The organism is Nordella sp. HKS 07 (assembly GCF_011046735.1).
GTDB lineage: Bacteria > Pseudomonadota > Alphaproteobacteria > Rhizobiales > Aestuariivirgaceae > Taklimakanibacter.
Genome location: NZ_CP049258.1, coordinates 3,221,963 through 3,234,298 on the forward strand (window position 1 = coordinate 3,221,963; position 12,336 = coordinate 3,234,298).

The 12,336-nt window shown below is 63.3% G+C and carries 12 protein-coding genes and 1 pseudogene; 10 read left to right on the forward strand and 3 right to left on the reverse strand.

What is annotated here, in order from left to right:
- Positions 1-70: 70 nt before the first annotated feature.
- From G5V57_RS15160 to G5V57_RS15205, 10 genes and pseudogenes are all read left to right on the forward strand, one after another.
- The gene (locus G5V57_RS15160) at positions 71-610 is read left to right on the forward strand and encodes a L,D-transpeptidase (RefSeq protein ID WP_246737634.1); all 540 of its coding nucleotides are present in this window, start codon (positions 71-73) and stop codon (positions 608-610) included.
- 148 nt (positions 611-758) lie between these two features.
- The gene (locus G5V57_RS15165) at positions 759-1,847 is read left to right on the forward strand and encodes an ATP-binding protein (protein WP_246737635.1); all 1,089 of its coding nucleotides are present in this window, start codon (positions 759-761) and stop codon (positions 1,845-1,847) included.
- A gap of 110 nt (positions 1,848-1,957) precedes the next feature.
- On the forward strand, positions 1,958-2,995 hold the full coding sequence (locus G5V57_RS15170) for a PstS family phosphate ABC transporter substrate-binding protein (protein WP_165168358.1): 1,038 nt from the start codon (positions 1,958-1,960) through the stop codon (positions 2,993-2,995).
- Positions 2,996-3,105: 110 nt separating this feature from the next.
- The gene (locus tag G5V57_RS15175) at positions 3,106-3,366 is read left to right on the forward strand and encodes a hypothetical protein (RefSeq protein WP_165168360.1); all 261 of its coding nucleotides are present in this window, start codon (positions 3,106-3,108) and stop codon (positions 3,364-3,366) included.
- A complete protein-coding gene (gene pstC, locus G5V57_RS15180; protein WP_165168362.1) occupies positions 3,366-4,739 on the forward strand; it encodes a phosphate ABC transporter permease subunit PstC in 1,374 nt (457 codons plus the stop codon). The genes G5V57_RS15175 and pstC overlap by 1 nt, the downstream gene beginning before the upstream one ends.
- The gene (gene pstA / locus G5V57_RS15185) at positions 4,732-6,261 is read left to right on the forward strand and encodes a phosphate ABC transporter permease PstA (protein ID WP_165168364.1); all 1,530 of its coding nucleotides are present in this window, start codon (positions 4,732-4,734) and stop codon (positions 6,259-6,261) included. Before pstC ends, pstA begins: the two co-directional genes overlap by 8 nt.
- A 101-nt stretch (positions 6,262-6,362) precedes the next feature.
- Positions 6,363-7,097: pseudogene (pstB, locus tag G5V57_RS15190) on the forward strand (phosphate ABC transporter ATP-binding protein PstB); the annotation flags it as partial.
- 17 nt (positions 7,098-7,114) lie between these two features.
- Positions 7,115-7,831 carry a phosphate signaling complex protein PhoU gene (gene phoU / locus G5V57_RS15195; RefSeq protein ID WP_165168368.1) on the forward strand — a complete coding sequence of 239 codons (717 nt, stop codon included), beginning with the start codon at positions 7,115-7,117 and terminating at the stop codon, positions 7,829-7,831.
- Positions 7,831-8,529 (forward strand): phosphate regulon transcriptional regulator PhoB, encoded by a 699-nt coding sequence (gene phoB, locus G5V57_RS15200; RefSeq protein ID WP_165168370.1) that lies wholly within the window; start codon positions 7,831-7,833, stop codon positions 8,527-8,529. The genes phoU and phoB overlap by 1 nt, the downstream gene beginning before the upstream one ends.
- Before the next feature lie 284 nt (positions 8,530-8,813).
- Positions 8,814-10,682: a tetratricopeptide repeat protein gene (locus tag G5V57_RS15205; protein ID WP_165168372.1), complete on the forward strand. Its 1,869-nt coding sequence runs from the start codon at positions 8,814-8,816 to the stop codon at positions 10,680-10,682.
- A gap of 43 nt (positions 10,683-10,725) precedes the next feature.
- Here the strand turns inward: G5V57_RS15205 and G5V57_RS15210 are convergent, their stop codons facing one another.
- Genes G5V57_RS15210 through G5V57_RS15220 form a run of 3 tightly spaced genes read right to left on the reverse strand, consistent with a single transcriptional unit; the run spans position 10,726 to position 12,118 of the window.
- Positions 10,726-11,328, reverse strand: coding sequence for a DUF5681 domain-containing protein (locus G5V57_RS15210; protein ID WP_165165505.1), 603 nt, complete (start codon positions 11,326-11,328; stop codon positions 10,726-10,728).
- Positions 11,325-11,606, reverse strand: a complete 282-nt coding sequence (locus G5V57_RS15215; RefSeq protein WP_165168374.1) for a hypothetical protein — start codon at positions 11,604-11,606, stop codon at positions 11,325-11,327. The genes G5V57_RS15210 and G5V57_RS15215 overlap by 4 nt, the downstream gene beginning before the upstream one ends.
- A complete protein-coding gene (locus tag G5V57_RS15220; RefSeq protein WP_165168376.1) occupies positions 11,603-12,118 on the reverse strand; it encodes a ParB/Srx family N-terminal domain-containing protein in 516 nt (171 codons plus the stop codon). The genes G5V57_RS15215 and G5V57_RS15220 overlap by 4 nt, the downstream gene beginning before the upstream one ends.
- Positions 12,119-12,336 lie beyond the last annotated feature (218 nt).

Consider the following 12,336-nt stretch of genomic DNA (forward strand, 5'->3'; position numbering starts at 1 on the left):
AACGCCGGTTTCAGAACGGGTTCAGCCCTCTCGCCCTAGTTTCGGCGCCATGTTTGAGAGGAGACTATCCGTGACCACCCGCTTTGCCACCCTGTCCCGCAGCCTGATCGCCGCTTCCGTTCTGATGACCGCCCTCGCCTTCGGCACCGCCACCAGGGCCGAGCCGGCACAGTTCAAGCGCGGCCAGGTCGTCGATTTCGCGACCAGCCAGCAGCCGGGCTCGATCGTCATCGTCACCAAGGATCGCGCGCTTTATTACATATTGGGCGATGCCAAGGCGGTGAAATACAAGGTCGCGACCGCCAAGCGCGGCTTCGAATGGTCAGGCACCAATGCGGTGTCGGCCAAGGTGAAATGGCCCGATTGGCGCCCGCCGGCGACCATGCGCAAGCGCCGCCCCGAACTGCCGGCCTTCATGGCGGGCGGCCCGGAAAACCCGCTCGGCGCGCGCGCCATCTATCTCGGCAGCACGATCTACCGCATCCACGGCACCAACGAGCCGGCCTCGATCGGCAAAGCGGCATCGTCAGGTTGTATCCGCATGCACAATGCCGATGTGAGCGAGCTGTTCCAGCATGTGAAGATGGGCGCCAAGGTGACGGTCGTCTGATCCCACACATCAGCCCGAGAAGCTTGTGGCCGGGCTTGACCCGGCCATCCAGCTGCTTTCGGAACCAGCTGAAGCGCTCTATCTCAATCGTCAGGAATTTGTCATAAGCAAAGTGGACTGTGCGGACAACTGATCCGCTTTGCCGAGTATGATGATCTGGCCCTGGAAAAAGACCAATGGGACTGCCGCCGCCGCTGCAGACCTGCGTGAACGGAACTCCGCTGAGGACGCCCTGACGGCCCTGATTGGCGCTCTGCCCGATCCCGTGATGCTGCTCGACGATCACGGACTGGTGCGCGCCGCCAACGTCCGGGCGAAGGATCTTCTCAACATGGATCCGGTCGGTCAGCATCTCTCCTCCGCCATCCGCTCGCCCGCGATCCTGGAGGCGGTGCAGAACGTCCTCGAGCATGGCGGCGAGCTGCGCGTGAATTACGAGCAGCATGTTCCGGTGCCGCGTCATTTCGAGGCCTTCGTCGCCGCCATGAACGTCATTGGCCCGGAAGCTGCTGCTCTTGTCCTTCTCAAGGATCTCACCCGCGAGCAGCAGACCGAGCGCATGCGCGCCGATTTCGTGGCCCATGCGAGCCATGAATTGCGCACCCCTCTGGCCTCGCTGCTGGGCTTCATCGAGACCCTGCAGGGGGCGGCCAAGAACGACGAGGCCTCGCGCGAGCGCTTCCTCGCTCTGATGCAGACGCAGGCCGAGCGGATGAAACGGCTGATCGCCGATCTTCTGTCCCTGAGCCGCATCGAGATGAACGCCCATCAGCGCCCGACCGGCACCGCCGATCTTCACCAGATCGCGCTTCATGTGCGCGACACCCTGGCCGGCCTCGCCAAGGATGCAGGGGTCGAGATCAAGATCGACGATACGGATCCGCTTCTGGTTCAGGGCGACTGGGACGAGCTCGTGCAGGTCATCCAGAATCTGGTCGAGAACGCCATCAAATACGCGGCCAGCGGCAAGCTGATCGAGATTTCGGGCAAGCGGGTGGGCGAGGATTGCGAGCTCGAGGTGCGCGATCATGGGCCGGGCATCGCCGAGGAACACCTGCCGCGGCTCACCGAGCGCTTCTACCGGACCAATGCGCAGGAAAGCCGCTCGCGTGGCGGCACCGGCCTGGGCCTCGCCATCGTCAAGCACATCCTCAACCGCCACCGCGGCAAGCTGCGCATCCAGTCCGAGCTGGGCGCCGGCAGCAGCTTTGTCATACGCGTCCCGGCTGTAAAATAAACCAAGCTATTTCATAGGGTTGACTTGTCATATTTCTGTAGTGTGAGTGTCACATAACGCTCATGCGGGATGCCTAAGGGAAGCTAGGCGTCACACAGAGGAGACAAGAAATGAAACGCTTACTTTTGGCTGCGAGCCTTCTGGCCCTGACGGCAGGTTTCGCGCAAGCCCGCGACCAGATTCGTATCGTCGGCTCATCGACGGTCTATCCCTTCACCACGGCCGTTGCCGAGCAATTCGGCAAGACCTCCGGCTTCAAGACCCCGGTGGTCGAATCGACCGGCACCGGCGGCGGCATGAAGCTCTTCTGCGCCGGCATCAGCGCCGATAGTCCCGATTTCACCAATGCCTCGCGCCAGATCAAGAAGAGCGAGTACGACGATTGCGTCAAGAACGGTGTCACCGAGATCGTCGAGATCAAGGTCGGCTTCGACGGCCTCACGGTTGCCAATTCCAAGGCTGGCCCGGACCTGAACTTCACCAAGACCCAGCTTTTCCTGGCGCTGGCCAAGGAAGTGCCCGACAAGGATGGCAAGCTCATCGCCAATCCCTATAAGACCTGGAAGGATGTCGACCCGTCGCTTCCCGACGAGAAGATCGAAGTGCTCGGCCCCCCGCCGACCTCCGGTACCCGCGATAGCTTTGTCGAGCTCGTGATGGATAAGGGCGCGGAAGGCGTCGACTCGCTCAAGGCGTTGAAGAAGTCCGACGCCAAGGCCTTCGAGACGGTGTGGAAGTCGATCCGCGAGGACGGCGCCTATATCGATGCCGGCGAGAACGACAATCTGATCGTTCAGAAGCTCGAGGCCAATCCGCAGGCGGTCGGCATCTTCGGCTACTCCTTCCTCGAGGAGAACCAGAACAAGATCAAGGGAGCGACGATCGAGGGCAAGTCGCCCAGCTATGAGTCGATCGCCAGCGGCGACTATAAAGTGTCCCGCCCGCTCTTCATCTATGCGAAGAAGCAGCATGTCGGCACCATCCCCGGTATGGTCGAGTTCGTGAAGGAATATGTGTCGGACAAGGCGCTGGGCGAAGACGGTTATCTGGCCGCCAAGGGCCTGGTGACGCTGCCCGGCGACGAGGCCGACAAGACCAAGGCCGCCGCGGAAACGATGGAAACGATCAAGGGCGACCAGCTGATGTGAGCTGTAGCATGATCCGGAAAAGTGCGAAGCGGTTTTCCGGTAAAATCATGCGCAAAACAAGAATATGAAGCGTGATGGCGGCTCGTCCTAAAGCCATCACGCTTTAGAGCATGATCCGGAAAAGTGCGAAGCAGTTCTCCGGAAAAATCATGCGCAGACAAAATGACAAAGCGGCGCGTGGTCAGGAAGTTGGATACCGTATTTCCGTGATCGCGCGCCATGTCAATGAAACCGGTCGCGTCACTTCGGATCAAACCGGAGTGACCGCGACCAGTCGGGGCGGTCCGCGGATGTACCGGCCGCCTCGCACACTCTTTCAAATTACAACGCCCGAAGATGAGATGGCGGGCGAGATAGAACAGGGCGCGTGATGTCGGGGACTTATTTCTCAATCATGGCGGTGCTGGTGCTGGCAGGCTTCTTCCTGGGCGCCCAGCGGGCTCGCGCAATGAGGGGCGGCCCCGGTCAGTCGCTCCATTCTCTACCCGCCTATCATGGTCTCCTTATCGCCTCCGCCGTCCTGACTGTGATGATGGCGATCTTTGTCGTCGTCGCCCCCTTGGGCTCGCATCATATTGTGAGCCAGGGCCTGGGCTCCCTCGATCCGTCGGAAATCGCCACCCCGCTCCAGCGCGACGCCGCCCTGCGCGACATCCAGAATCTCATCGCCGGCACCTATCAGGGCGAGCCCGGCGATAAACTGAAAGCGGCCGCCGCCGCTTACGGCGCGGCATCGAACCTTGTTTACTGGGGCATGAATGGCCTCGGCACACTTTCCGGCCTCGCCGTCATTTTCTGGGGGCTCGGCCGGATCACGCCGGAGCTGCGCGCCCGCAACCAGTTCGAGCGCTTCGCCAAATATGTGCTGCTCGCCTGCTCTGGCGTCGCGGTTCTCACCACCATCGGCATCGTGTTCTCGGTGGTGTTCGAGGCGGCGCGTTTCTTCAGCATGGTTTCGCCGATCGACTTTCTCTTCGGCCTGCAATGGTCGCCGCAGACAGCCATGCGCGCCGACCAAGTCGGCTCGTCGGGCGCCTTCGGCATCGTTCCGCTGATCGCCGGCACGCTGCTCATCACCCTCATCGCCATGCTGGTGGCGGGGCCTTTGGGCCTCTTTTCGGCGATCTACATGGCCGAATATGCGACGCCGAAGATCCGCGCCGTGGTCAAGCCGATCCTCGAGATACTCGCCGGCATCCCGACAGTGGTTCTGGGCTTCTTCGCCGCCTTGACGGTGGCGCCGCTCATCCGCGGCTGGGGACAGACCTTTGGCCTCGATGTGGCGTCGGAATCGGCGCTTGCCGCCGGTCTGGTGATGGGCATGATGATCATCCCCTTCGTCTCGTCCTTGTCGGACGACGTGATCAATGCCGTGCCGCAGTCGCTGCGCGACGGCTCTTATGCGATGGGCGCCACCAAGTCCGAGACCATCAAGAAGGTGGTTCTCCCCGCTGCTCTGCCGGGCATCGTCTCGGCCTTCATGTTGGCGATCTCGCGCGCCGTCGGCGAGACGATGATCGTCGTGATGGCCGCCGGTCTCGCCGCCAATCTCACCTTCAACCCGCTCGCCGCCGTCACCACTGTGACGGTGCAGATCAAGACCCTCTTGGTGGGCGACCAGGAATTCGACTCGGCCAAGACGCTCTCCGCCTTCGCGCTCGGCCTGGTGCTGTTCTTCTTTACGCTGGCCCTGAACTACATCGCGCTCAAGATCGTGCAGAGATACAGGGAACAATATGACTGATACCGCGATCTCCGCCGCCCCCCGCCGTGTCGGCGACAACAACGCGCTGGTCGCCAGGCGCTATCGGGCCGAGCGCCGGTTCAAGTTCTACGGAATCGCGGCCATCGCGGTGACGGCCGTCTTCCTCGTGCTGCTCTTCGCCGACATCCTGGTGAAGGGTTTGCCGGCCTTTACCGAGCATCGCCTCACGCTGCCGATCAATGTTTCGCAGAAGGCGATCGACCCGCAGAACAGCAAGGACCTCAAGGTCATCCGCGCCGGTGACTTCGATGCGCCGATCCGCGAGGCCTTCCGCGCCATGTTTCCGGATGTGACCTCGCGTGGCGACCGCAAGAAGCTTCTGGGCCTGCTGAGCTCGGGCGCCGCCGATGATTTCCGCGCCATGGTGATGAACGATCCGGCGTTGATTGGCCAGGACATCAAGGTTCCGGTGCTCCTTTCCGACGATGCCGATCAGTATTTGAAGGGTCGTCAGACCGCGGTTCAGAAATTCCCCGGCCAAGGCGCGATCACCGCGACGGCCGACGGCGATAAGTTCAAGCTGGCGGCGGACCAGACTGCGCTCCTGATGGCGGGCGACATCGTACGGATGAATGGCGGCGCCTTCCGCGTCGTGTCGACCGACAAGGGTGCCTTCCTGGCCGAGCAGGTCACCGCGCCCAAGTCCCTCGATCCGGTTACTGCCGGCGCCTGGGATATCTTTCGTTTCACGGTGCCTGAGCACAACCGCCGCATCGACGACCAGGAGGCGCTGTGGCTCGAGCAGCTGAAGGAGAAGGGCGTCGCCGAAAGCGGCATCGCCTGGCGGTTCTTCTCCTCGGGCGACTCGCGCGAGCCGGAGCTCGCCGGCATCAGGGGCGCCTTGATGGGCTCGATCCTGACACTTCTGGTGACCTTGTTCCTTTGTTTGCCGATCGGTGTGGCCGCCGCGATCTATCTCGAGGAGTTCGCCCCCAAGAACCGCCTGACCCAGATCATCGAGGTGAATATCAATAACCTCGCGGCGGTGCCCTCGATCGTCTTCGGCCTCTTGGGCCTGGCGATGTTCCTCAACTTCTTCGGCCTGCCGCGCTCGGCGCCGGTGGTCGGTGGCCTGGTGCTGGCGCTGCTCGTGCTGCCCACCATCATCATCGCCTCGCGCGCGGCGCTGCGCGCCGTGCCGCCCTCGATCAAGGAGGCCGCACTCGGGGTGGGCGCCTCGCACCAGCAGGCGATCTTCCATCACGTCCTGCCTCTGGCCATGCCCGGCATCATGACCGGCACCATCATCGGCATGGCGCACGCCTTGGGCGAGACGGCGCCGCTTCTCATGATCGGCATGGTCGCTTTTATCGTCGACATACCGACGAGCTTCACCGATGCCGCCACCGTCTTGCCGATCCAGATCTTTCTCTGGTCGGATCTTCCGGAGATCGCCTTCCAGTCCAAGACGGCGGGCGCCATCATCGTTCTTCTCGTTTTCCTGTTCGTCATGAATGCGGTCGCCATCCTGTTGCGCAAGCGCTTCGAGCGCCGCTGGTAAGTATGAAAGGGTCACCCGCCATGGATGCCATGATCAAGACGCCGGTCGCCGACAATGCCCCGCGCATCGCCCGCGAACGGCCTCTGAAGATCAGGGCGCGCAATGTCGACGTCTATTATGGCGACAAGCATGCCATCAACGACCTGAGCATCGACATCCCCGACAGCGCCGTCTCGGCCTTCATCGGGCCTTCGGGCTGCGGCAAGTCCACCTTCCTGCGCTCGATCAATCGCATGAACGACACGATCCCGTCCTGCCGGATCACCGGCAATATCGAGATCGACGGCCGCGACATCTATGACAGGAGCCTCGATGTGGTGCAGCTGCGCGCCCGCATCGGCATGGTGTTCCAGAAGCCCAATCCCTTCCCGAAATCGATCTATGAGAACGTTGCCTATGGTCCGCGCATCCACGGCTTCGCCAGGAACAAGACCGATCTCGAGGAGATCGTGGTGACGAGCTTGAAGAAGGCCGGTCTCTTTGAGGAAGTGAAGGACCGGCTCGATCATTCGGGCACCAGCCTGTCCGGCGGCCAGCAGCAGCGCCTGTGCATCGCGCGGGCCATCGCCGTCAATCCGGAAGTGATCCTCATGGACGAGCCCTGTTCGGCGCTCGATCCGATCGCCACCGCCCGCATCGAGGAACTCATCGACGAACTGCGCCAGAATTACTGCATCGTCATCGTCACCCATTCGATGCAGCAGGCCGCGCGCGTCTCGCAGCTCACCGCGTTTTTCCATCTGGGCAATCTGGTCGAGGTCGGCGACACCGACGACATCTTTACGGCACCCAAGGATAAGCGCACCCAGGATTACATCACCGGCCGCTTCGGCTGACCGCGGAGTTAAGGACTATGTCGGACCATATCGTCAAAGCCTATGACGAGGACCTCGCCAACCTCAAGACGATGCTCGCCCAGATGGGCGGTCTCGCCGAGGACCATCTCGCCAAGGCCATCGAGGCGCTGGCGAAGCGCGACACCAAGCTTGCCGATATCGTGATCGCGCAGGACGAAAAGATCGACGCCCTCGAACTGCAGATCGAGGAGCGCGCCATCCTCACCATCGCCAAGCGCCAGCCGATGGCGCGCGACCTGCGCGAGATCATGGTGGCGATCCGCATCGCCTCCGATCTCGAGCGCATCGGCGATCTCGCCAAGAACATCGCCAAGCGCTCGCATGCCATTTCCGAGCAGCTGCCGCGCAAGCTCGCCACCGGGCTGAATCGGATGGGCAGGCTGTCGCTCGAGCAGCTGAAGGATGTGCTTGATGCCTATACGACGGCCGACGATGCCAAGGCGCTGGAAGTCTGGCGCAGTGACGGTGAGCTCGATTCCCTCTACAACTCGATCTTCCGCGAGCTTCTGACCTACATGATGGAAGACCCGCGCATGATCGGGCCGTGTACCCATCTTCTCTTCGGTGCCAAGAATTTCGAGCGTATCGGCGATCACGCCACCAACATAGCGGAGAATATCCACTATCTGGTGTCGGGCCAGCCGATGCGCGGCGAACGTCCGAAGAAGGACACCACTAGCACGATGCCTTTTGATGCAATGAACGAGCGCTGATGACCGCGTCCATCCTCATCGTCGAAGACGAAGAACCGCTCCAGATCCTGCTGACCTACAATCTTCAGGCGGAAGGATTTCGGGTGCGCGGCACCGCCAATGGCGAGGACGTCGCCCATCTCGTCAGTGAAGAACGCCCCGATCTCATCGTGCTCGACTGGATGCTGCCGGGCATATCGGGCATCGAGGTCTGCCGCCTGCTGCGCTCGCGCGCCGAAACCCGCGACATCCCGGTCATCATGCTGACGGCGCGGGGCGAGGAGAATGAGCGCGTGCGCGGCCTCGCCACCGGGGCCGACGACTATATCGTCAAGCCTTTCTCGGTGCCGGAGCTGCTCGCCCGCATCAAGACGATCCTGCGCCGCGTCAACCCCGACGCGATCGCCGAACTCCTCAAGGCCGGCGACATCGCGCTCGACCGGCGCACCAGGCGCGTGACCAGGGCGACGCGCGACATAACGCTCTCCCCGACCGAATTCCGCCTGCTTGAATATCTCATGCAGAGTCCGGGCCGGGTCTACAGCCGCTCGCAGCTTCTTGATGCTGTCTGGGGCCGCGACATCTATGTCGACGAGCGCACCGTCGACGTGCATGTCGGTCGCCTGCGCAAATGCTTGAAGCGCGGCCGCGAGATCGACCCGATCCGCACCGTGCGCGGCATGGGCTACTCCTTCGACGAGCGTTTCGGGCGGAGTTAAGCCCTCATCCCACCCGTCATGGCCGCCCTTGAGGCGGCCATCCAGCCCATCCGTGCCACGCCTGCTAGGCGTCACGCACATGCCGATCTCCGCCGCTATCCGACGCATCCCGTGCTACGGCCGCTACCTGGCGCTCCGCCAGGCGCTTGTGAGCCACCAACACCGCCAGCGGATCGCCAAGGGCTCACATGCGTCGCGGCGCGAGAGATCCCGGACGAAATACCACTTGCTACGCCTGGGGATGGCCGGGGTATAACCCGCGAAACACGCAAGGCCGACGGACCATGGAACGCCGCCTGACCGCGATACTGGCCGCCGACGTCGCCGGCTACAGCCGCCTCATGAGCCGCGACGAGGAGGGCACGCTCTCGGCCCTGAAGGCGCATCGCCGCGAGATGGCGGACGCCCGGATCGCCGCGCATGCGGGCCGCATCGTGAAGCTCACGGGCGACGGAATGCTGGTCGAGTTCGCGAGCGTGGTGAACGCGGTGGCTTGCGCGGCCGACATCCAGCGCCGGATGCGTCAGCGCAATGCCGGCGTGCCGGCAGAGCGCTGCCTCGAGTTCCGCATCGGCATCCATCTCGGCGACATCATCTTCGACGCTGCCGACAACGACATCTATGGCGAAGGCGTCAATATCGCGGCGCGCCTCGAAGGCCTCGCCCGGCCGGGCGGCGTCGCGGTGTCCGGAACCGTCCGCGACAGCGTTGGAAACCGGCTCGACCTTGTCTTCGAGGACGCCGGCGAGCAGATGCTGAAGAACATCGAGCGGCCGGTCAGGGTCTACACCGTCGACGTCTTCGCCGGCGCCCCGCCGCCGGCGGCCGCGGATGCGCCGGGGCGCAAGGCGGAATCGGCCAACGGAAAGCCCTCGATCGCCGTGCTGCCATTCAGCAATATGAGCGGCGATCCGGAGCAGGACTATTTCTCGGACGGCATCGCCGAGGACATCATCACCGACCTGTCGAAGATTTCGGCGCTGCATGTCGTCGCCCGCCACACCGCCTTCACCTACAAGGGCAAGGCGGTGGACGTGCCGGCGGCGGCCCGCGAGATGGGCGTGAAATTCGTGCTCGAGGGCAGCGTGCGCAAGGCCGGCCCGCGCGTGCGCATCGCCGCCCAGCTGATCGACGGCGCGACCGGCGGCCATCTGTGGGCTGAACGCTACGACCGGGACCTTACCGATATTTTCGCGATCCAGGACGAGATCACCCGGACGATCGTCGACCAGCTCAAGGTCAGGCTGCTGTCGGAGGAGAAGACGGCGCTCGGACGGGCGCCGACGGGCAATATCGAAGCGTATACCACCTATCTGAAGGCCCGGGAGTTCTTCCGCACACGCGCCAAGGACTCTCTGCAACTGGCGCGCCGGCTGTTCAGCCGGGCGGTGGACATCGACCCCGCTTATGCGCGCGCCTATGCCGGCATCGCCGATTGCGACTCGATCCTCGCCGCCTGGCACGGCGCAAGCATATCGCTGGAGGCGCTTTTCGCGACCTGCGCCAAGGCGTTGGAACTCGATCCCCACCTCGCCGAGGCGCATGCCTCGCACGGCCTCGCTCTGTCGACCGCCGGCCGCCCGACGGAGGCGGTGGCTGCCTTCGAGCGCGCCATCGCGCTCGACCCGAATTCCTACGAGGGCCATTATTTCTACGCCCGCCACGCTTTCGCCGCGGGGGATTTCGAGAAGGCGGTCGCGCTCTACAGCCGTTGCGCCGAGATAGACCCCGACGACTACCGGGCGCCGTTCCTGATCACCAACGCCCTGCACGCGCTCGGTCGCCTCGACGAGGAGGTCGCGCAGGCGCGGCTGGGCCTGGAGCGGGCCGAACGAGCGCTGAAGGCGCATCCGGAGAATTCCGATCCGGCGCAGCATGGCGCGGTTGCGCTGGCGCTTCTCGGCGAAAAGGAACGGGCCAGGGAGTGGCTGGCGCGCGCCCTGACCATCGATCCGGACAGCACCTTCGTGCGTTACAATGCCGCCTGCACCTATTCGCTGCTGGGCGAGGCGGACCGTGCTATCGATCTCCTCGAGACATGTCTGCGGCAATCGGGCAGCGAGGAGATGAAACTGTGGATCAAGAACGATTCCGACCTTGATCCCCTCCGCAATCACCCACGCTATACGGATCTGCTGATGCTGATCGCATAACGATCCCCCGGCCGCCAACATGCAACGCCTTGTGGGTCGGAACTCAATCGCCGGATGGGCAAGCCCAGCCCATTGCTTCCGCGGCCGCCTGGCATTTTTCCGCGAGGGCCTTCTCCTCCGGCGTCGGTTCTTTCACGTGGGCGGTGCCATTAACCAGGTCGATGACGATGTGATCGGGATGCAGCAGCAGAGCGGGCGGCGCGAGGCCGAGCTCCTTGCAGCGGTCGATCTCCTTTTCCCATCGGAGCTTGTACACCATCATGGCATCCAGCCAGTTTTCATGGAGCTCCTTGCGCTCCTGCTCGATCGTGGCGAGAAGCGTCGTGAAGAGCACCTGGGCGCGCGGCTGGCCTTTGGCCGCTCCCATGGCGATCGAACGGACGATCGCCCGCACCATCGGGACGGTTACCTGCCGATCGCCGTCATTGATCCTGATGTCACGATAGGCCTCCTCGAGAATGATCTCCTTCAATCGCTCTTCATTGGTGGCGGGAATCTTGTTGCGCGCCCCCTTGGGCCTGCCGTTCGGATTGCCGGATTGTCCTTTGGCGAAGCGTGTCGCGACCGGCGGCTTGCCGCGGCCGATCTCATAGCTGGCGGAGGCGGCCGGAGCGCTTTTCCTGTCGTCGTCGTCGTTCTTGTTCATGCCGTCACCTTCCTGGTGTCATTCCGGACTTCCGGATTGAATAGGGAGGCCGCGATCTTGGTGCGGGCTTCCCAGCGCTGGATGATCCGGTCGCCGCGCCGGATGTCGCTTTCGCTCATGGCCACGCGCCGGCCGGCTTGCTCGGCCGAAAGCAGCGCTGCGCCTGCCCAGTCGCCATCCTCCTTCGCCGCGGCACTCGAATTGGCGCCTGCGGGACGGGCGATGAGCATCTGCACCGCCTGGCTTTCCATCAGCAAGCTCACCGTGTCGGGTTTCAATGCCTCGCCACAGACCAGCCAGTGCGGGCCAAGTCGCCAGATATCGCCGGTCCGGCAGCGCCGGGGGCATGTGGAATACCGACTTTCTTGCCGTCGTCGTTTGCTTTGGCTGGGCTGGTGGCGATGAGCCCGTCGATCTCGGCAAGCGAGAAACCGATATCGAACGTGACGTCTTCGGTGATGAGGCCTGTGAGTTCATCGGCGAGAAGCTTTTGGTCCCATTTAGCGTTGAGGGCCAGCTTGTTGTCTGCGAGGACATAGGCGCGCTTTTCCGCCGGACTGAGGTGATCGATCCTGAGACACGGCACTTGGGCAAGGCCGAGTTCCCCGGCCGCCCGCACCCGGCCATGACCTGCGAGTATCCGGTTTTCCTCATCGATCAGGATCGGGTGGGTGAAGCCGAAGCGGCGGATGCTCTGTGCCAGCTGATTCACCTGCTTGCGTGAATGAAGACGCGCATTGCCGGGCCAGGGCTTGAGCTCGGCCACAGGCACGTTTCGAATGTCGGGCATCCCACTTCTCCTCTTTGCCGTCGCGCGGGCGAACGGGGGTGACTGAAGTGGTATGTCAACTAGGCGCCCTTGGCCCACGACTTCAAGGGGTGTCTTGCACGCAACAGTTTCCCTGCGTCCGTGGTTCTGTCTTCTCTGTTCGAGCGACCAGGCTGTGTCGTGCAAGCCGCTGCAATTGCGAGAGGTTTTGGCGCGGACTGAGAGTCTGGCGGCTCGTT

Excerpts from the sequence above, each read along its gene's own strand:
- phoB (WP_165168370.1), top strand. The coding sequence starts at position 7,831 with ATGACCGCGTCCATCCTCATCGTCGAAGACGAAGAACCGCTCCAGATC.
- G5V57_RS15175 (WP_165168360.1), top strand. The coding sequence starts at position 3,106 with ATGATCCGGAAAAGTGCGAAGCAGTTCTCCGGAAAAATCATGCGCAGA.
- G5V57_RS15165 (WP_246737635.1), top strand. The coding sequence starts at position 759 with ATGATGATCTGGCCCTGGAAAAAGACCAATGGGACTGCCGCCGCCGCT.
- pstA (WP_165168364.1), top strand. The coding sequence starts at position 4,732 with ATGACTGATACCGCGATCTCCGCCGCCCCCCGCCGTGTCGGCGACAAC.
- G5V57_RS15205 (WP_165168372.1), top strand. The coding sequence starts at position 8,814 with ATGGAACGCCGCCTGACCGCGATACTGGCCGCCGACGTCGCCGGCTAC.
- G5V57_RS15220 (WP_165168376.1), bottom strand. The coding sequence starts at position 12,118 with ATGCCCGACATTCGAAACGTGCCTGTGGCCGAGCTCAAGCCCTGGCCC.
- G5V57_RS15210 (WP_165165505.1), bottom strand. The coding sequence starts at position 11,328 with ATGAACAAGAACGACGACGACGACAGGAAAAGCGCTCCGGCCGCCTCC.
- pstC (WP_165168362.1), top strand. The coding sequence starts at position 3,366 with ATGTCGGGGACTTATTTCTCAATCATGGCGGTGCTGGTGCTGGCAGGC.
- phoU (WP_165168368.1), top strand. The coding sequence starts at position 7,115 with ATGTCGGACCATATCGTCAAAGCCTATGACGAGGACCTCGCCAACCTC.
- G5V57_RS15170 (WP_165168358.1), top strand. The coding sequence starts at position 1,958 with ATGAAACGCTTACTTTTGGCTGCGAGCCTTCTGGCCCTGACGGCAGGT.